This is a genomic window from Mesorhizobium sp. WSM4847, from assembly GCF_055811335.1.
Genome location: NZ_JBVVPY010000010.1, coordinates 164,349 through 183,131, shown reverse-complemented (window position 1 = coordinate 183,131; position 18,783 = coordinate 164,349). Strand labels below are relative to the sequence as shown.

The 18,783-nt window shown below is 62.4% G+C and carries 15 protein-coding genes; 12 read left to right on the top strand and 3 right to left on the bottom strand.

From position 1 onward, the window contains the following. The first annotated feature begins 20 nt into the window (after positions 1-20). From AC0L28_RS16800 to AC0L28_RS16755, 10 genes are all read left to right on the top strand, one after another. Positions 21-1,016, top strand: a complete 996-nt coding sequence (locus AC0L28_RS16800) for an ABC transporter ATP-binding protein (protein ID WP_128171838.1) — start codon at positions 21-23, stop codon at positions 1,014-1,016. Positions 1,017-1,036: 20 nt separating this feature from the next. Beyond that, positions 1,037-2,947, top strand: coding sequence for a CocE/NonD family hydrolase (locus AC0L28_RS16795; protein WP_473478847.1), 1,911 nt, complete (start codon positions 1,037-1,039; stop codon positions 2,945-2,947). A gap of 365 nt (positions 2,948-3,312) precedes the next feature. Further along, positions 3,313-4,623 (top strand): ABC transporter substrate-binding protein, encoded by a 1,311-nt coding sequence (locus tag AC0L28_RS16790; RefSeq protein WP_023800423.1) that lies wholly within the window; start codon positions 3,313-3,315, stop codon positions 4,621-4,623. Between the two features lie 72 nt (positions 4,624-4,695). Next, positions 4,696-5,571, top strand: coding sequence for an ABC transporter permease (locus tag AC0L28_RS16785; RefSeq protein WP_023800424.1), 876 nt, complete (start codon positions 4,696-4,698; stop codon positions 5,569-5,571). Positions 5,572-5,573: 2 nt separating this feature from the next. Continuing rightward, entirely contained in the window at positions 5,574-6,473 is a 900-nt protein-coding gene (locus AC0L28_RS16780) for an ABC transporter permease (protein WP_023800425.1), read from the top strand. Continuing rightward, positions 6,470-7,576 (top strand): ABC transporter ATP-binding protein, encoded by a 1,107-nt coding sequence (locus AC0L28_RS16775; protein ID WP_128167576.1) that lies wholly within the window; start codon positions 6,470-6,472, stop codon positions 7,574-7,576. Before AC0L28_RS16780 ends, AC0L28_RS16775 begins: the two co-directional genes overlap by 4 nt. A gap of 13 nt (positions 7,577-7,589) precedes the next feature. After that, positions 7,590-8,078, top strand: coding sequence for a (2Fe-2S)-binding protein (locus AC0L28_RS16770; protein ID WP_023800427.1), 489 nt, complete (start codon positions 7,590-7,592; stop codon positions 8,076-8,078). Positions 8,079-8,080: 2 nt separating this feature from the next. Then, complete coding sequence (locus AC0L28_RS16765) at positions 8,081-10,468, top strand: xanthine dehydrogenase family protein molybdopterin-binding subunit (RefSeq protein WP_128167606.1); 2,388 nt, start codon at positions 8,081-8,083, stop codon at positions 10,466-10,468. A 10-nt stretch (positions 10,469-10,478) separates the two neighbouring features. Next, positions 10,479-11,300 (top strand): FAD binding domain-containing protein, encoded by an 822-nt coding sequence (locus AC0L28_RS16760; RefSeq protein ID WP_473478842.1) that lies wholly within the window; start codon positions 10,479-10,481, stop codon positions 11,298-11,300. Between the two features lie 48 nt (positions 11,301-11,348). Continuing rightward, positions 11,349-12,812 carry an amidase gene (locus AC0L28_RS16755; protein WP_473478839.1) on the top strand — a complete coding sequence of 488 codons (1,464 nt, stop codon included), beginning with the start codon at positions 11,349-11,351 and terminating at the stop codon, positions 12,810-12,812. On the opposite strand, the gene AC0L28_RS16750 is transcribed toward AC0L28_RS16755, so the two are convergent. The 3 genes from AC0L28_RS16750 to AC0L28_RS16740 form a co-directional block, all read right to left on the bottom strand. Further along, the gene (locus tag AC0L28_RS16750) at positions 12,799-13,728 is read right to left on the bottom strand and encodes a LysR substrate-binding domain-containing protein (protein ID WP_023800431.1); all 930 of its coding nucleotides are present in this window, start codon (positions 13,726-13,728) and stop codon (positions 12,799-12,801) included. The genes AC0L28_RS16755 and AC0L28_RS16750 overlap by 14 nt on opposite strands. A 152-nt stretch (positions 13,729-13,880) precedes the next feature. Then, a complete protein-coding gene (locus AC0L28_RS16745) occupies positions 13,881-14,780 on the bottom strand; it encodes a proline iminopeptidase-family hydrolase (protein ID WP_473478836.1) in 900 nt (299 codons plus the stop codon). Between the two features lie 154 nt (positions 14,781-14,934). Continuing rightward, positions 14,935-15,660: a LuxR family transcriptional regulator gene (locus AC0L28_RS16740; protein ID WP_287171679.1), complete on the bottom strand. Its 726-nt coding sequence runs from the start codon at positions 15,658-15,660 to the stop codon at positions 14,935-14,937. A gap of 299 nt (positions 15,661-15,959) precedes the next feature. On the opposite strand from AC0L28_RS16740, the gene AC0L28_RS16735 reads away from it, so the two are divergent. Together AC0L28_RS16735 and AC0L28_RS16730 are read left to right on the top strand one after the other, a co-directional pair. Further along, the gene (locus tag AC0L28_RS16735; protein WP_128167571.1) at positions 15,960-17,633 is read left to right on the top strand and encodes an ABC transporter substrate-binding protein; all 1,674 of its coding nucleotides are present in this window, start codon (positions 15,960-15,962) and stop codon (positions 17,631-17,633) included. 121 nt (positions 17,634-17,754) lie between these two features. Further along, complete coding sequence (locus AC0L28_RS16730; protein WP_473478832.1) at positions 17,755-18,783, top strand: ABC transporter permease; 1,029 nt, start codon at positions 17,755-17,757, stop codon at positions 18,781-18,783.

Here is an 18,783-nt window from a genome sequence, read left to right as displayed (position 1 = left end):
CCTCAGCGGGTTCTAGCAGGATGGCGCCGCTGATCGAGCTGAACGAGATTTCTCACAGCTTCGGCACGCGGCCGGATCTCGCGGCCCGTTTGGCGATCTCGTTCAAACTCGCCAAACCGACGGCAAGCGTGCAGGCGATCGACGGTGTCAGCCTCGCCGTTCGCAGGGGCGAGGTTCTGGGCCTCGTTGGCGAGTCGGGATGCGGCAAGTCCACACTGGGCCGGATCGTCGCCGGCATCGTGGCGCCCAGCAAGGGATCGGTATCATGGCGCGGCAAGGACTTGAAGGCGCTTCCGGCGCTCGAACGGCGTGAGGCCAAGCTGCGCGTGCAGATGATATTCCAGAATCCCTACGCCTCGCTCAATCCGCGCCGCAAAGCGGCCGATATCGTCAGCGAGGCGCCGCGCGTACACGGGCTGGTTGAGGGCGATCTCGGTACCTTTGTCGATCAACAGTTCCGGCGTGCCGGTCTCGATCCGGCGCTAAAACACCGCTTTCCGCATCAGTTCAGCGGCGGCCAGCGCCAGCGGATCGGCATTGCGCGCGCGCTCGCCGTGCAGCCGGAATTTCTCGTCTGCGATGAGGCCGTTGCCGCTTTGGACGTCTCGATCCAGGCGCAAATCCTCAATCTCTTCATGGACCTGCGCGAGAGGCTGAACCTCACTTACTTGTTCATCAGCCACGATCTCGGAGTGGTCGAGCACATCTCCGATCGGGTGGCGATCATGTATCTCGGCCGCATTGTCGAAGAGGCTCCGGCCGAGGAGATCTTTGCACGGGCCAACCATCCCTACACGCAGGCGCTTCTCGCCGAGGTGCCGCGGATCGAAACCACCAAACGCGGCTTTGCCGCGATCAAGGGTGAATTGCCGAGCCCGCTCTCGCCGCCGAGCGGATGTCATTTCCACCCGCGCTGCCCGCACGCGATGCCTCGTTGCCGCACCGAAGCGCCCCGACTGAAGGTGGTTGCTGCCGGACACAAGAGCGCATGCCACCTCAATGACGCCGCCGCCTGAACGCCTTGGAATTTTTTGAGATGACCGACCTCCAGGCGTTCCAGTCCGTGACCGATGACATGGTCCTCTGCCGCGATATTATGGTGACGATGCGCGATGGGGTAAGACTGGCGACCGACGTCTACCGACCGGCAAGGGGAGGCCGCGCGCTGGACCGGCCAGCTCCCGTCATCGTTGAGCGGACGCCTTATGGCAAGGCGATGGCATCGCGCGCCGAACTCGAGGTCAGCATGACCGAACCGATGGATCGCGCGACGGTCGCCGAGCATTTCGTGCGCCATGGCTACATCGTCGTCTACCAGGACTGCCGCGGCCGCTACGGCTCGGAAGGCGAGTTCGTCAAATATCGCTCCGAAGGTCCGGACGGCTACGACACGCTTGCATGGATCGCAGCCCAGCCCTGGTGCAGTGGCCGGATCGGCACCATGGGCCTTTCCTATGCTGCGCATACCCAAATGGCGGCGGCGTGCCTTGCGCCGCCGGCTCTTGCAACCATGATCCTCGATTCCGGCGGATTCTCTAACGCCTTCACCTGCGGCATCCGCCAAGGCGGCGCGTTCGAGCTGAAACAGGCGACCTGGGCCTACCGGGAAGCCCGCGAGAGCGCCGCCGCCGCCGGCGACGAGTTGGCCCGAAAGGCGCTCGAAGCGGAAAACCTGCATCGCTGGTTCGGCAAAATGCCCTGGTCTGAGGGCCGTTCCCCGCTCCGCTGGGCTCCGGACTACGAGGCTTACCTGCTGGAGCAGTGGCGGCACGAGACTTTCGACGGCTTCTGGAAGCAGGTCGGCATTCATGCAGCGGGCTTCTACGACGCCATTCCCCACATTCCGATCGCCCTGATCTCGAGCTGGTTCGACGTCTATGTCCCGACGACGTTCGAGAATTTCGCCGGCCTTGCACGCAATGGCAAACGGCCGCTCGCCTTGATCATGGGTCCGGGTCTGCACGGCGATCGCAATCTGACCTTTGCCGGCGACGTCGATTTCGGACCGAACGCTCCGCTCGGCGGCAATGTGGCGGCGAGCTGGCTGGAGTTTCGTCGCCGCTGGTTCGATCGCTGGCTGAGGAGCGGGCCGGAGGACAATCTCGACGAGGAGCCGATCCGCCTTTTTGTCATGGGCGGGGGAAAGGGCACGAAAACTGAAACGGGCCGTCTCGATCACGGCGGGCGCTGGATCAAAGCCAAGCGGTGGCCGCTGCCGGACATGACCGAGCAAACCTACTACCTGCACCCCAACGGCAGGCTTTCGGAGGCCTTTCCCGCGCCCGACGCCGCCGCGCTAAGCTATGATTTCGATCCCGCCGACCCGGTCCCGACCATTGGCGGGGCGCTGACCAGCGGTCAGCCGATCTTCACAGGGGGCGGCTTCGACCAGAGAGAGGACGAGAGGTTCTTCGGCTGCCGCAATTTCGGACTGCCGATTTCCGCCCGTCTCGATGTCCTCTCCTTCGAGACCGAGCCGCTTGCCGACGATTTGACCGTGCTCGGAAGGGTGGCGGTGGATCTCTGGGCGACGACCGATGCGCCAGACACCGACTTCACCGCGAAACTGATCGACGTCCATCCACCGAGCGCCGACTATCCGACGGGCTTTGCCTTGAACCTGTCAGACGGGATTTTCCGCTGTCGTTTCCGGCATTCATTCGAAAGAGCCGAGCTCGTGAAACCTGGCGAGATCATGCGGCTTCACATCGAGCTGTTTGCGACCGCCAATCTGTTCCGTGCCGGCCATCGGCTGCGGCTGGACATCTCTTCGAGCAATTTTCCGAAGTTCGACGTCAATCCGAACACCGGTGCGCCGGCGGGGCTCGGCCGTAGCCGGCAAGTGGCGCGCAACACGGTTTTTCTCGATAGAGCGCGGCCATCGAGGCTAATCGCGGAGAGATTGGGGGCACAATCGGGCGGCTCCTTTTCGGCAGAGCTCGCTTAAGCGGACATCCTCTCTTTGATATTGCGGCTCCCTCACGGTCCCCTCCGTTCGTCCAGATCACGGTGAACGTGCCTTGAAATTATTTTTCGCCCGGTGGCTGCGAGTCTGCGCGCTACGGGAATTGCCAACTTGCTGAATATTCTGGCAGGAAAGAGTAGGGAATCTGCGCTTTTGCATATGTTTTGGGAGAACGGCGCTTGCCGGTGCGCATATCGGCGGCAGATTTGCCCTGCTTATAATTGGAATTTTCACTTCTAATTTGGCGGGCTGCGCAAAAAATATATCCTACCCTCCAGCATAAAGCCGGACATCGAAGAATGTGGATTGCCGACAACAGGCTCGGCATGCAGGGGAAGGGTTTGACCATGAAACAGGTGAAAGAGCCGACGAATACACTGACAAGAAGAAAGTTTCTCAAAGGCAGCGCGGCTGCTGCCGGGGCCGCCGTAGGGTCCGGAGCGATCGGCGGTTTTCCGACGATCTGGGCCCAGGAGATCAAGGACATCGAACTGCGCCACGTCGGCGTTTCGTACTCGGTCGTCAAGGCGATCGGCGACCAGGCGGCCAAGGATCTCGGCTTGAAAGTGACGATGCAGAATCTCGACACCTCCGCTGCCATCAACCGCTTCATCACCCAGCCGAATTCGGTCGATATCGCCGACCTCGAAGGCTGGCAGGCCAAGCTCGCCGCCAAACGCGGCGTGATCCAAGGCATCGAAATCAACAAGATCAAGGAGTTCGATAATATCCTGCCGATCTTCACCAAGGGTGAGATCGACGGCGCAGTGGTGTCGCGCCAGGGCATTTCGCCGTACGAAGCGATGTATATCGAGACGCCCGACGCGACCGATCTCCACGACGGCGTCACCGAATGGGCGACATTCCTGCCGCAAGTCTACAATGCGGATTCGATCGGCTACCGTCCTGATCTGATCGGCCATCCGGTTACCGAGTGGAAGGAACTGATCGACCCGAAGTTCAAGGGCAAGGCGGCGATCCTCGACGTGCCGGCGATCGGGATCATGGACGCCGCCCTGTGTTTCGAGAGTGCCGACCTGATCAAGTACGGCAACAAGGGAAACATGACCAAGGAAGAGATCGACTTCACTATCGACAAGCTGATCGAGCTGAAGAAGTCGGGGCATTTCCGCGCCACCTGGACCACATTCGACCAATCCGTGCAGCTCATGGCGGCCGGCGAGGTGATCATCCAGTCGATGTGGTCGCCAGCGGTTGCCGCGGTTCGCGTCAAGGAGATCCCTTGCGTCTACGCGCCGGTCAACAAAAAGGGCGACAAGGAAGGCTATCGCGGCTGGTGCAACGGGATGGGCTTGATGAAGCACCTCACCGGCAAGAAGCTTGAAGCGGCCTACGAGTATATGAATTGGTACTACACCGGCTGGCAGGGCGCTTTCGTCGCCCGCTACGGCTACTACAGCCCGGTGCCGTCCACCGCCAAGCCGTTCCTCACCGCCGCCGAATGGGACTACTGGTACGACGGCAAGCCGGCGCCGGATGAAGTCAAGGACCCCTACGGCACTCCGATGGAGAAGACGGGTACGGTGCGCGATGGCGGCTCCTTCCTCGAGCGGGTCAAGAACATCTCGTGCTGGAACACGCTGATGGACGAGGCGGCCTACATGAACAAGCGCTGGAACGACTTCAAGGTTGCGTGACCGGCGTCGCCGCAACCGGATCGGGCGCCTTGCCCGATCACACCTTCATCCGAAAATCCTCGGAGTCCGGCGATGACACAAAGCGTTGCGTTCAAGCGAAATCTGGCCGGGTGGGCCTATGTTGCCCCGCTGGTCGTCGTGCTGATCCCGTTCTTCGTGCTACCGCTGGTTGCAGTGGTGGCAGCGAGCTTCTTCGAAACCGATGGCTTCGGCGGATTGTTCCCGGCGTTCAATCTCGAAAACTACACGCAGATACTGACCTCGGAACTGACGTTCAATCTCTATTACGAGACCATCAAGTTCACCGTGCTGACGTGGTTTTTCAGCCTGGTGATCGGCTTCCTCGTCGCTTATTTCCTTGTCTTCCATGTCAGGAACCCGCTGCTTGCGCTCGGGCTGTTCCTGCTCTGCACAGTGCCGTTCTGGACCTCCAACATTATCCGGATGATTTCCTGGATCCCCTTGCTGGGCAAGGAGGGGCTGGTCAATGAGGCCTTGCTCAAGATCGGTCTGATAGACCAACCGCTCGAATTCCTGCTGTTTTCCAGCTTCGCGGTGGTCGTCGCCTATGTCCACCAGCTCACCATCTTCATGATCGTGCCGATTTTCAACGCCATGGGCCGGATCGACAAGCGCGTCGTCGAGGCGGCGCTCGACGCTGGCGCCAGCCGCTTTGATATCATGCGGCTGATCATCGTGCCGCTGTCCAAGAACGGTATCGCGCTCGGTTCGATCTTCGTGATTTCGATCGTCATGGGCGACTTCTTCGTGGTCAAGGTAATGTCGGGCGGCGGCTCTGCCTCTGTCGCCGGCGCCTTTTATGAGGACATCTCGGTGCTGCAATATCCGACCGCCGCGGCCAGTGCAGTGCTGCTCACCGTCGTTCTCGTGCTGACTGTCGGCTTGATCCTGCGCTTCGTCGACATCCGCAAGGAGATCACGCGATGAGCATGGCCCCGACCATCGCCGCAAGCGTGCCGGCGCACAGGAGCCGGGCGATTGCCCCGGCCAGTGGACGCCGGCCGTGGACCTTCTATGTGCTTGCCACCCTGTTCACGCTCTACCTGGTGGCGCTCTACGGTCCGATGGCCTGCATCTATATTCTTTCCTTCCAGGATCTGCGCGGCGGGCTGGTCTTCCCGATCAAGGGTCTCTCGCTGCACTGGTTCGTCGACCTGTTCACGCAGGTCCGCACCGGCGACGTCAAGGGCTCCTTCGAGCGCTCGTTCGAGCTTGCGATCGTGGTCACGGTGCTGACCGTGGTCGTATCCTTCCTGGCCGGACTTGGCTTTCGCAAACGCTTCGCCGGTGACACGACCGTCTTCTATTTGATGATCGGCAGCCTGGTCGCTCCCGGCCTGGTGCTCGGCATCGGCGTGGGACTCATCTTCAACGCGGTCGGTATCGAGGCAAGCCTGTTCACCTCGGCGCTTGGTGCGCAGCTTTCATGGACGTTGCCTTTTGGCGTGCTCGTCATGTTCGCCGTCATGTCGCGCTTCGACCATGCCTGGGAAGAAGCGGCGCGCGACCTTGGCGCCTCGCCCTGGCAGGCGATCCGGCTCGTCGTGATCCCGGTGCTGGCGCCCGGCCTTGTCGCCGTCGCGCTGTTCGGCTTCACGCTCTCCTATGACGAATTTGCCCGGACGCTGCAGACCGCCGGCTCGCTCAATACACTGCCCCTGGAGATCTGGAGCATGACGCTGAACATCACTTCGCCGGCACTCTATGCGCTTGGCACCGTCACCACGATCGTCTCTTTTCTCGTCATCGGGGCAAGTCTGGGCACGATCGCCTTCATCCAGAAGCGGCGCAGGAGCCGCCCGCCCGTTCTCGTGGGAGCCGGCGCATGACGGTCGGCATGGGTCATATTGAGATCGCCGGCGTCGCCAAGAGCTATGACGGCTTCAGCTATGCGGTCGACGGCGTCAATCTGAAAATTCCGGACGGCGCCTATTGCTGCATTCTCGGCCCTTCGGGCTGCGGCAAGACCACGATCCTGCGTATGATCGCCGGCCACGAGGATCCGACCGTTGGCGAGATCCTGATTGGCGGCGAAAGTGTCGTCGGCCTGCCACCGGTCGAGCGCCGTACGGCGATGATGTTCCAGTCCTACGCGCTGTTTCCGCATCTGACGGTTCGCGACAACATAGCCTTCGCGCCCAGGGTCCGTGGGCTCTCGAAGACCGAGCGCTACGCCAGGACTGACGCCATGATCGAGAAGGTACGGCTGGCCGAGTTTGCCAACCGTCTCCCGGCGCAGCTTTCCGGCGGTCAGCAGCAGCGCGTGGCGCTCGCCCGCGCTGCCATTACCGAACCACGGGTGTTGCTGCTCGATGAGCCGCTTTCGGCGCTCGACGAGCATCTCCGCATCAGGATGCGCGCCGAGCTGAGACGCATGCAGCGCGAACTCGGCATCACCTTCGTCCATGTCACGCATACGCAGCTCGAGGCCATCGCGCTCGCCGACATGGTCGTCGTCATGGAAAACGGCAAGATCAAGCAGTCTGGTCCGGCGCGTGAAATCTATGCTGCGCCGAAGGATCGCTACGTCGCGGAATTCCTTGGTGGGCAGAATGTGCTCAGTGGCAAGGTCGGCAGGATTAATGGCACGCGCGCTATGATCGCGAGCCCTGAAATCAACGGCATTACGATTCCGATGCGCGCCGGCGTCCGGCTGGAGGCCGGCCAGGCGATCGACATCGCGGTGCGGCGCGACGACGTCGAACTGTTCCGCACGGGCACAACGCTCTCCGAGCAGGACATGGCTTCGGTGCCGGCGACGATCCTCGGCATCGAATACCAGGGCAATTTCGTCAAGGTGATGCTGGACGCTGCGGGCGAGGAGGAATTCGTCGCCTATGTGCCGGAACGCCGCTTTTTCGAGAATCCATTCGACGTCGGCGATAGCGTCCTTGCCGCATGGCTGATCGACCGCGCGCATTTGCTTGCCTAGCCCGGAGCACACCATGGAAATCAATCTCACGCTCAATGCACGCCCGGTCAGCGTATCGATCGATCCGGCGATGCTGCTGGTCGATCTCCTGCGCGAGCAGCTCTCGCTCACCGGAACTCACATTGGCTGCGACACCAGCCAATGCGGTGCCTGCGTGGTGCATCTCAACGGCGAGTCGGTGAAAAGCTGTACCATGCTGGCAGTCTCGGCAGATGGCGGTTCAGTAGCGACGGTTGAAGGCCTGGCGGGCGCCGGACAGGCGAAGCTGCATCCGATGCAGCAGGCCTTCCATGAAAACCACGGGCTGCAATGCGGCTTCTGCACGCCGGGGATGTTGATGAGCGCGGTCGACCTTGTCGGACGCAATCCCGACCCAACCGAAACGGAGGTGCGCGATTGGCTGGAGGGCAATCTCTGCCGCTGCACGGGCTACCACAACATCGTCAAATCGGTGATCGCCGGCGCCGCCGCCATGCGCGCGGGCAAAGTGAGGGGCTCATGAACATGTCAAAAGTGGTTGGCATCGGCGCGGCGCCGAAGCGCAAGGAGGATCTGCGCTTCGTCACCGGGCGCGGAAACTATGTCGCCGATATCAAGCGGCCGGGCATGCTTTTTGGCGCGTTCCTGCGCTCGCCGCATGCGCACGCCCGGCTTGGAGAGATCGATGCAACTGCCGCCCGCGCCATGCCGGGCGTGGCGGCGATCTATACCGGCGAAGACCTGAAAGCCGACAATGTCGGCGGGCTGCCGGTCGGCTGGGGCATCCACGGCAAGGACGGCATGCCGATGAAGGAGCCGCCGCACCCGCCGATCGCTCATGGCAAGGTGCGGCACGTCGGCGATGCCGTCGCCTTCGTCGTGGCGCAATCACTGGAGCAGGCGCGCGCCGCGGTCGAGGCGATCGAGGTCGAGTACGAGATCCTGCCTGCCGTGGTCGGCGTGGTCGACGCGTTGCAGCCGGGTGCGCCCGCCGTCTACGACGACATTCCCGACAATCTGTGCTGCGACTGGGAGCTGGGCGATGCCGCTGCCGTGGAGGTCGCGTTCGCCGACGCGGCACATGTCGCCAGCATCGAACTCGTCAACAACCGCCTAATCGGCAATCCGATGGAGCCGCGTGCGGCGATCGGGGAATATGATTTCGCGACCGGCCAGCACACGCTGTGGACGACGAGCCAATTTCCGCACGTGGTCCGCTTCCTGATGGGTGAATTGGTGCTCCACATTCCTCAGCACAAATTGCGTGTCGTGGCGCCCGATGTCGGCGGCGGCTTCGGTGTCAAGCAGTTCCACTATGCCGAGGAAGCCGTCGTCACCTGGGCCGCCGCAAAGCTCGGGCAACCCGTCAAGTGGGTTTGCGAGAGATCGGAAGGCTTCGTCTCAGACGCCCAAGGCCGCGATCATTTCACCGAGGCCGAGCTGGCACTCGACGAGAGTGGCAAGTTTCTCGGACTCAGGGTGCGCACACTCGCCAACATGGGTGGCTATCTCTCGACCTTCGGACCAAACATCCCGACCAACCTTTACGCACCGCTGCTATCGGGCGTCTATCGTATGCCGGCTATACATTGCTCGGTGAAGGTGGTCTTCACCAACACCGTTCCTGTGGATGCCTATCGCGGCGCCGGACGGCCAGAGGCGACCTTCGTGCTGGAACGACTGGTCGACGTCGCGGCGATCGAGATGGGCATCGACAAGCGCGCGATCCGCCGCCGCAACATGATCCCGACCGAGGCCTATCCCTACCAGACGCCGGTCATCGTCGAATATGACAGCGGCGATCCGCTGGGCTGCCTCGACAGGGCCGAGAAGCTCGCCGATGCGGATGGCTTCGAGCAGAGGCGGCTGGAATCGGCGGGCCGCGGCAAATATCGCGGCCTCGGCCTGTCCACCTATGTCGAGGCTTGCGGATTGGCGCCATCGCGATTGGCCGGTAGCCTCGGCGCACGTGGCGGGCTTTACGAAAGCGCGACGGTGCGCGTGCACCCGACCGGCGCGGTCACTGTGCTGATCGGCACCCACAATCATGGCCAGGGCCACGAAACGACGTTCGCGCAGATCGTCTCGGATCGTCTCGGCGTGCCGTTCGAAGACATCGACATCGTCTGCGGCGACACCGCCAAGGTGCAGTTCGGGATGGGCACCTACGGCTCGCGCTCGCTTGTGGTCGGCGGAGCGGCGCTCTCGAAAGCCGCCGACAAGGTGGTCCTGAAGGGGCGCAAGATCGCCGCGCACCAACTCGAGGCCGATCTTGAGGATATCATGTTCGACGCGGGAGAGTTTTCGGTCGCCGGAACCGATCGCAAGAAAACGTTCACGGAGATCGCCGGCGCGGCCTATGTGCCCTTCGACTATCCGCTGGAAACCCTTGAGCCCGGCCTCGAGGAGCAGTCCTACTACGACCCGGTCAACTTCACCTATCCTGGTGGCGCGCATTTCGCCGAGGTCGAAATCGATCCCGATACCGGCATGGTGACGCTGGAGCGCTACACCGCCGTCGATGATGTCGGCACGATCATCAATCCGATGATCGTCGAGGGCCAGTTGCAGGGCGGTATCGTACAGGGTGTCGGCCAGGCGCTGTTCGAGCACGGTGTCTACGATGAAAGCTCCGGACAACTGCTCTCCGGGTCCTTCATGGACTACTGTATGCCGCGTGCCGACAATTTTCCGGCGATAGTCGTTGCCCCGCATTCAACGACATGCACCCACACGCCGATGGGCGTGAAGGGATGTGGCGAATGCGGCACTATCGGTTCGCCGGCTGCCGTTATCAACGCCGTGGTCGACGCCCTGCAGCCCCTGGGCGTCACCCATGTCGACATGCCTGCGACGCCAAACAAGATTTGGAACATCATCCGCAATTCGCGCGCCGCGCTCGCAGCCGAATAAGGGGGCTTCGATGAAATCCTTCGACTATCTGAAGCCTGCAACGACCGTGGCAGCGGCTGCCCTGCTTGCCGAGCATGACGACGCCAAGATCCTAGCTGGCGGCATGACCTTGCTGCCCACCATGAAGCAAAGCCTAGCCGCGCCCGTCGCGATCATCGATCTTTCGGCGGTCGCAGCACTTCGCGAGATAGCGTTCGATGAAGGCGTTCTGGTCATCGGCGCGATGGCTCGCCATTGCGACGTCGCCTCCTCAGCGCTGGTGCGGACACATATACCTGGACTGGCTTCGCTCGCCGCGCACATCGGCGATCCGCAAGTCCGCCATCGTGGCACGATCGGCGGCTCGGCCGCCAACAACGATCCAGCCGCCGACTATCCTGCGGCGATCCTCGCTCTTGATGCAACCGTGATCACGATCGAACGGACGATCCCCGCCGACGCGTTCTTCGTCGATATGTTCGAGACTGCGCTCGAAGCTGGCGAAATCGTCACCGGTTTCCGCGTCCCGGTTCCCGACATGGCGGCGTATGCGAAATTCCGCAGTCCGGCATCGCGCTATGCGATTGTCGGCGTGTTCGTCGCACGAACGGCCGGAAAGGTGCGCGTCGCGGTCACCGGTGCAGCCTCGTCGGTGTTCAGGGCAACCGACATCGAAACGGCGCTGCAGGAGCGGTTCGATCCGGATGCGCTGAGCCGCGTGTCATTGGATCCGTCGGGATTGAATTCGGACATCCATGCGGATCGGGAATATCGCGCCAATCTCGTAATGGTCATGGCGCGACGCGCGGTCGCCGCAGCGCTCCGGAGTGCCGACGAAAGTGCAACAAAATAGCGGTCGGCCGGCGTGGTTCGGCCGCGCGAGTCCGGCCCGGGAGGGCTCATGACCATGATTCCAGTCAATGTCGGCGTAGCCAGTGCGCCGGGCGATCTTGCGCGTCTCTCTGCCGTCGACATGGTCGCCGGCTACAGGGCGGGCCGTTTCGACCCCGTTGATGTGATCGAAGACACGGTGTGTGCGCTCCGCCGCACGGATGCGGTCTGCAATATCGTTGTGACTGATCTCTACGAAGAGGCTGTTTCCGCAGCCAAGGTGATCGCGCAGCGTTACCGAAAAAGCGCCGAAACCCGCCCGCTGGCAGGGGTTCCCGTCACCGTCAAGGATCTCATCTTCGTCGCCGGCAAGCCGGCGAAGGCGGGCGCGCCCTCATTTGCCGGCTTCGTGCCGCCAGTCGATGCCCATGTCGTGCGCCGTCTACGCGACGCCGGCGCCATCGTAACCTGCAAAACGACCACCTGCGAATCCGGTTACAAGCTCACTGCCGACAGTCCCGTCAGCGGCATAACCCGCAATCCCTGGTCGCTGGAGCGAACCAGCGGCGGCTCCAGCGGAGGTGCTGCTGCGGGCGTCGCCGGCGGCTGCGGTCCGCTGGCAATTGGAACCGATGGCGTCGGCTCGATCCGCGTACCTGCTTCCTTCTGCGGGGTCTTCGGCCTTAAACCGACTTACGGCCTCGTTTCGCGCGCGCCCGGCTTCTTTCCGCCATCATGGGGATCGCTCGCGCACACCGGTCCAATAGCGCGCACGGTTGCGGACGCTGCTCTGCTGCTCGAGACAATAGCGGGCTATGATGTGCGCGACGCCGCCTCGCTCGCCCTGAAGCCGCAGGAGTACTCCAGGATTCCGCCATCGGTCATGGGTCTGCGCGTCGCTTTTTCGGTCGATTTCGGGTATGCGCCGGTCGATCCGCAAGTGCGTGCGGCGTTCGCCACCGCACTCGACATTCTGGCCTCCGCCGGCGCCAACCTCGTCGAGGTTCCCTTCGCCCTCGACCCGGATATTCTCGACAGGGTGCTCAATCCGATCGCCTTCACTGAACAAGCGGCATCGGTTGGTGATCGCGGCGCGGAAGCATTTCTCGACTCGGACGAGGAGTTCCGCGCCGTTCTTGACAAAGGCCTCACCTACAGCGGCGCTGATTACATGGAGGCGACGCATCTGCGCTCCCGGCTCCGGAACCAATTCGTCGAACTGTTCCGCACCGTCGACGTGATGCTTACGCCGACAGTTGCGGTTACCGCCTTCGCGGCCGGCACGCTCGGCACGTCCTGCATCGACGGGCATCCGGTCGACGCGCATCTGGGCTGGTCGCCTTTCACGTGGCCGGTCAATCTGTGCGGCCTGCCGGCCGCGACGGTCCCGTGCGGACGTGATTCTTCGGGCCTGCCGATCGGCGTTCAGATGATCGCACCATGGATGCGCGAGACTTCCATCATCGCTCTCGCGGGAGCCTTTGAGGAAGTGCGACCCTGGACGGAGGAATGGCCGCCGCTCAACCTTCGTTGAGCGGCCTTTCGGATTCGGGTTCGCGCATGTCCGGCATCACCACAGCGCCGATCTCCCGGTTAATATCGAGGTAGTGCGACAGGTAGTCATAGAGCGCCTTGGCCGCCGGCTTGGTCGTGCCCTGCGCCTTGTAAAGCAGCAGGTCAACTTTGGGCAGCGTGGGAAAGTCGCCGCTAGCCACGATCTCGCGCATGCCCGAAACGAGTGCGCTGCGGCCGAGCACGGTTACGGCCATGCCTGAAAACACCGCCGCCTGGAGCCCGCTGACACTCTCGCTCACGCAGGCGATCCGCCATGAGCGGCCCGCCACTTCGAGGTGCTCTATCGCATGATCGCGATAGATGTTGCCCGGCGGAAGCAGCGCCAGAGGCAGAGGTGTCTCGGTATGCGCCGTCGAGTGTTCTCCGGTGATCCAGACGAGCTGTTCCTGACGCACCACTCGCCCGCCGATGAAGTCGTTCATCCGCGTGACCAGCGCGATGTCGATTTCGCCGCGATGGACCTGTCCGACCAGCGGCGTCGACAGCGAGCAGTGAAGCTGGACCTGGACGCGCGGGAAGGCACGCTGGAATACCGCAAGGATCGATGGCAACAAATAGGCCGCGTAGAGGTCGGGGGTGCCGAGGATCACCTGACCTTCGATATCGGGCGATGAGAGGCGCGAGAGCAGTTCGTCGTGCAGACGCAGGATCGAATTTGCATAAGAAAGCACCAGTCTGCCATCGGAAGTGAGCACCATTTTGCGCCCATCGTGACGGAACAGATTGCAGCCGCAGATCACGTCGAGCCGCTGTAGCTGCAGGGTAATGGCGGGCTGCGAGCGGCTGAGGCGCCGCGCCGTCTCAGTAATGCTGCCGGTTTCCGCGACGCACTGCAGCGATCGGAGCATTCTTATGTCGACGCTGATGAGGTTCATATGTTCGAGCCAGATCCGATGCGGCCGGTCTAACTACGCAAGATTCATTCCAGCCGACCTTCGGCGCAGTTTTGTGCTCCGTCGCGCAACTCGATTGGCTAAGCCCGGCACAATCAGCTTGCGCAAAGACAGGCCGCTGTGGGGCATGGGCCTCAATCGTATTTGGCGACAAAGCGTCCGACGGCGGCGAGGCAGTCGTCCTTCTCCTCGACATGCGGCATATGGCTGGAATTTGGGAAGACCATGCCTTCGACGTCGGGAATATGATCGAGAAAGGGCTGGACGCAGGCCTCGGTCGCTTCGTCGTAGAATCCGCGGAACGCCAGCGTTGGCGCCTCGATCAGATGCACGCGCTCGACGATGGTCCAGTTCCGCATCGTGCCGATGACGTGGAATTCATTGGGTCCGTTCATGGTGTGATAAACCGTCGGATCCGCGTCGATTGCCGCAAATGTTCGGGCGACCTCCCGCGGCGTCGGAAGGACACGGCAGACGTGGCGATCATAGAAGGCTTTGGTTGCCGCAACATAATCCGGGTGATCCGTGGTCCCGGCTGCCTCGTGCCGGTCAAGCGCGAGTTGCACATCGGCCGGCAGCCCGGCGCGCAATTGCAGCGCGCCTTCCACCCATAGCGCCATTGAGGCCAGCGAATTGGCCAGGATCAATGCCTTGAGCCCGGCAGGGCGTCGCACGGCATGTTCGGCCGAAAGTATGCCGCCCCAGGACTGGCCGAGCAGGGCGTAACGCTCGGCAATGCCAATGTGAACGAGCAGCGCATCGAGTTCGCCCAAAAAGAAATCGACGGTCCAGAAGTCGCCGCCCTTGTCGGGCAGATGGGTCGACTTGCCGTTGCCGATCTGATCGTAGTGGATGACGGCCCGCCCGGTATCGGCAAGCTCCCTGAATGAATCGACATAGTCGTGGGTGCAGCCCGGCCCGCCGTGAGCGATGACCAATGGCAGCTTGCCCGAGTTGAGATCTCCGATCACGCGATACCAGGTGCGGTAGCCCCGGTAGTCGCTGAATCCTTCGGTGGTCGCATGTGCCGTCACAGTTCCAAGCTCCGGGTCATGGCGCGGCAGGAACCAAAGTGACGGACCCTCCCAAGCCTTGTTTGCGGCCGACGGTACTAAGCGGCCCGGCGCATTTACAGCTAGCACTATTTATAGGTTTGCCGTGGCGGGAGGAGCCCTCAGGCGGAGAGCCTCAATGCTCCGGCTCGAGCAGCCGGTAGTGGGCAGCCAGCGCGATGGCGTGGAAGCGGTTGCGCGCGCCAAGCTTGCGTGTCGCCGCGTTGAGATGCAGCGTTGCTGTCGGCACCGCGCGGCCAATCTCGCGCGCGACCTGCTTGGCCGTCAGTCCGGCGGCGGCGAGGCGCAGGCACTGGCGCTCGCGCGACGTCAGGTGGACGTATGGGCAGGTGCGGATGCCGGCATCGAAACCGGCGTAGACGGAGTCGTGCAAGAGATGGCCCAGATCGCCGATTTCGGCGATTAACTGCCTTGCTTCGGCCTCGAACCCTGGCTCTGGGTCGGCGCGGATCGCGGTGAAGGTGGCCAGATCCCCACCGGCAAGACGGATGGGCACGGTGACGCCGCAGGTCATCCTGGTATCGAGCAGATAGCTGATCACCGGATCATGCCTGGACCGAAGCACATGCTGCATGACGGTGCTCTGAACGCCCTTGTGCGACCAGAGGAACGGCCTCGATACGGCGAGCGCGGCTTCCTGCACCGGGTCAAGCTGATAATAGCCGCCTTTGCACCAGAGATCCTGCATGTCGCGCGGCACGTTGTGCAGAGCCATCAGCGACGGGGTGATCAGGTCGCCCTCATGGCTGACCGGCACGGGCGTATAGTCATAGATGAATGAGGTGAAACCGACGGGCTCCAGCACATCGGTCGCCACCGCCATGGCGGCGTCGATGCTCATTCCCGTTCGGAACCGGCTCTCTAGATCGCCTGAAAAGCCCTGCATGCGACAAGCTTACCCGCCAGCCATTGCTTGTCAAATAGCCATGTCACCCGCGTGCCCAATAAATAGGCTTAAGGCTGGCCTCTCCGACCTATCTATCTTAATAGCTATCCTGCTCGGCTTCGCTGGTCGTAGTCTTTTGCGATTGGGCGAAGGTGCGGAGACCACCCGCGACCCAGATCATTTCCAGCCACGCCGCGGTCGTCGATTGCGTATAGCGTGGCCAGTCGACACGCTTTCCACGAGGAAACACAGCCATGCGACCCCAAAAGGCACTTGCAGCGTTGATACCCGGCCTGGCTCTGCTCGGCATGACGATCGTGTCGCCGCCGAGCAGTGCCTTGGCCGCGGAAGGCAAGCTTGGCGGCACGCTCCGCTTGCTGGCCAACGCCGCTGCCGGCACCGCCGATCCGCATATCAATTACACGCTGCAGTTTTTCCAGATGAACTATATTCTCTACGATGGTCTGGTGACCTACAAAAAGGCCGGCGACAAGACCGGCTTCGAGGTGGTCGCGGACCTCGCCGAAACCCTGCCGAAGGTCGAAAACAGCGGCAAGACCTACGTCTTCAAGCTGCGCAAAGGCATCAAGTTCGCCGACGGCTCGGACGTCACCAGCAAGGATGTGGTGGCTTCGTTCCAGCGCATCTTCAAGATCAGCGGGCCGACGGCCGGGACCTTCTACAACGGCATCGTCGGCGCCGACGCGTGTTTGAAAACCCCGGCGACATGCACCCTCGATGGCGGCCTGTCGGTTGACGACGCAGCCGGAACGATCACCTTCAACCTGGTCCAGCCGGATGCCGAGTTCCTGCAGAAGATCGCCATTCCGCACGCGGCGATCCTGCCGGCGGGCGCGCCGCTCAAGGATGCCGGCACTGATCCGATCCCGGGCACTGGGCCCTACATGATCGCGAGCTATGACCCGAACAAGCTGATGAAAATGGTGCGCAATCCTCACTTCAAGGAATGGAGCAAGGAAGCCCAGCCGGCAGGGTATCCCGACGAGATCGACTATGAATTCGGCCTCACCGACGAAGCGGCGGTGACGGCGGTCGAGAACGGGCAGGCGGACTGGATGTTCGATCCGCCGCCGGCGGACCGTCTCGGCGAACTCGGCACCAAATATGCCAAGCAGGTCACGGTGCATCCGCTGATGGCGATGTGGTATGCGCCGATGAACAACAATCTGGCGCCGTTCAACGACATCCGTGTTCGCCAGGCGGTGAACTTCGCCATCGACCGGGCCGCGATCATCAAGCTCTTTGGCGGCAGCAATCTGGCGCAGCCGGCTTGCCAGATCCTGCCGCCGGGCTTCCCGTCATTCGCGCCTTATTGCCCATTCACCGCCAATCCGGGCGAAAAGTGGTCGGCGCCGGATATGGACAAGGCCAAACAACTGGTTGCTGAATCGGGAACTGCTGGTCAGGAGGTGACGATCATCACCGAGGACAGCAGCGTCTCGAAGTCGATCGGGGTCTATCTGCAGGACGTGCTCAACCAGCTCGGCTACAAGACATCGGTCAAGCCGATCTCGCAGAACATCCAGTTCACCTACATCCAGAACACCAACAACAAGGTGCAGATCTCGGTCTCGCAATGGTTCCAGGATTACCCGGCGCCATCCAATTTTCTGGAAGTGCTGTTCAGCTGTGCCTCATTCACGCCGGGCTCGGACGCCTCGGTCAATATTTCCGGGTTCTGCGACAAATCGATCGACGCGTCGATGGCCGAAGCAGAGACAGCCACCATCGCCGACCCAGCCAAGGGCGCAACACTCTGGACGGCCATCGACAAGGCGGTGACGGACAAGGCCCCGGTCGCTGTTTTGTTCACACCCAAGCGGGTCGATGTCGTCTCTTCCAGGCTGAAGAACTTCACCTTCAGCCCGCAATTCTACTGGATCGTCAGCCAGTCCTGGGTCGAATGATCCCCTCGAGCCAATGCGACGGAGTGCCACCGGCGCTCCGTCGCATTTCCTTTTCCGCCGGATCAGCGCATCTTCCAGGTCGAGATTTTTGCCAGGTAATCCCGTTTATGGTCCCCCGTTCATGGTCAATGTCATTGCGGACCAGCCTGCCGCCCCGGTCCGCCAGGCCGCCGCTGGTCCATGGCGCACGGCATGGCGCAAGCTTAAAGCCGATCGTTCGGCAATAGCGGCGTTCGGTATGCTCGTCGTCATCGTGATCGCTTCGCTGGCGGCGCCGCTTTATGCGCAATATGTCGCCCACACCGATCCGTTCGTCACCAATCTCAACGGCGAACTCGTCATCGATGGGGTGACCCAGCCGGTACTGCAGGCTTCCACCGAAGGCCTTGGCCTCGGCATGACGCCGATTGGGCCGACCTGGCGGATCGGGCCGTATCTGCTCGGCGCCGACAATCAGGGCCGTGACGTCGCGGCGCGACTGCTTTATGGCGGGCGGGATTCGCTGCTGATCTCGGGCGCTGCAGCTGTGCTGTGCCTCGTCCTGGCGACCTTTCTGGGAGTTGTTTCCGGGTTCTTCGGCGGCATTGTCGATGTCGGCCTGTCGCGCATTCTCGACGTGCTCTGGGCGTTCCCGGTTTTCCTGCTGGCGATTTCCCTGTCGATCGTGCTGATCGCGCAGAGCATCCAGATCGGTCCGTTCGAAATCCGCTCCGGCAGCCTGTGGCTGCCGATCTTCATCATCGGCATCGTCTATGTGCCCTATGTGGCACGGCCGATCCGTGGCCATGTCCTGACCTTGATGCAGGCCGAATTCGTCACCGCGGCGATCGGGCTTGGCGCGTCGCCCTGGCGCATCCTGCTGCGCGACATCATGCCAAATGTGGTGACGCGCATCATCGTTTTCGTGCCGTTGATCCTGGCACTCAACATGATGACCGAATCCTCGCTGTCGTTTCTGTCGATCGGCGTGCAACCGCCGGACGCCAGTTGGGGCACGATCATCCAGGACGGTCAGGGCCTGCTCTATTCCAGGCCGATCGTGGCGCTGGCGCCCGGGCTTGCCATTGTCATCACTGTGCTGGCTCTCAACATTCTCGGCGACGGCGTGCGCGATGCGCTCGATCCGAAATCCTCGCCGAGGGGCATCTAG

What these genes read in the sequence shown, in the direction of transcription:
- AC0L28_RS16800 (WP_128171838.1), top strand. Translation starts at nt 21, where the DNA reads ATGGCGCCGCTGATCGAGCTGAACGAGATTTCTCACAGCTTCGGCACG.
- AC0L28_RS16795 (WP_473478847.1), top strand. Translation starts at nt 1,037, where the DNA reads ATGACCGACCTCCAGGCGTTCCAGTCCGTGACCGATGACATGGTCCTC.
- AC0L28_RS16790 (WP_023800423.1), top strand. Translation starts at nt 3,313, where the DNA reads ATGAAACAGGTGAAAGAGCCGACGAATACACTGACAAGAAGAAAGTTT.
- AC0L28_RS16785 (WP_023800424.1), top strand. Translation starts at nt 4,696, where the DNA reads ATGACACAAAGCGTTGCGTTCAAGCGAAATCTGGCCGGGTGGGCCTAT.
- AC0L28_RS16780 (WP_023800425.1), top strand. Translation starts at nt 5,574, where the DNA reads ATGGCCCCGACCATCGCCGCAAGCGTGCCGGCGCACAGGAGCCGGGCG.
- AC0L28_RS16775 (WP_128167576.1), top strand. Translation starts at nt 6,470, where the DNA reads ATGACGGTCGGCATGGGTCATATTGAGATCGCCGGCGTCGCCAAGAGC.
- AC0L28_RS16770 (WP_023800427.1), top strand. Translation starts at nt 7,590, where the DNA reads ATGGAAATCAATCTCACGCTCAATGCACGCCCGGTCAGCGTATCGATC.
- AC0L28_RS16765 (WP_128167606.1), top strand. Translation starts at nt 8,081, where the DNA reads ATGTCAAAAGTGGTTGGCATCGGCGCGGCGCCGAAGCGCAAGGAGGAT.
- AC0L28_RS16760 (WP_473478842.1), top strand. Translation starts at nt 10,479, where the DNA reads ATGAAATCCTTCGACTATCTGAAGCCTGCAACGACCGTGGCAGCGGCT.
- AC0L28_RS16755 (WP_473478839.1), top strand. Translation starts at nt 11,349, where the DNA reads ATGACCATGATTCCAGTCAATGTCGGCGTAGCCAGTGCGCCGGGCGAT.
- AC0L28_RS16750 (WP_023800431.1), bottom strand. Translation starts at nt 13,728, where the DNA reads ATGAACCTCATCAGCGTCGACATAAGAATGCTCCGATCGCTGCAGTGC.
- AC0L28_RS16740 (WP_287171679.1), bottom strand. Translation starts at nt 15,660, where the DNA reads ATGAGCATCGACGCCGCCATGGCGGTGGCGACCGATGTGCTGGAGCCC.
- AC0L28_RS16735 (WP_128167571.1), top strand. Translation starts at nt 15,960, where the DNA reads ATGCGACCCCAAAAGGCACTTGCAGCGTTGATACCCGGCCTGGCTCTG.
- AC0L28_RS16730 (WP_473478832.1), top strand. Translation starts at nt 17,755, where the DNA reads ATGGTCAATGTCATTGCGGACCAGCCTGCCGCCCCGGTCCGCCAGGCC.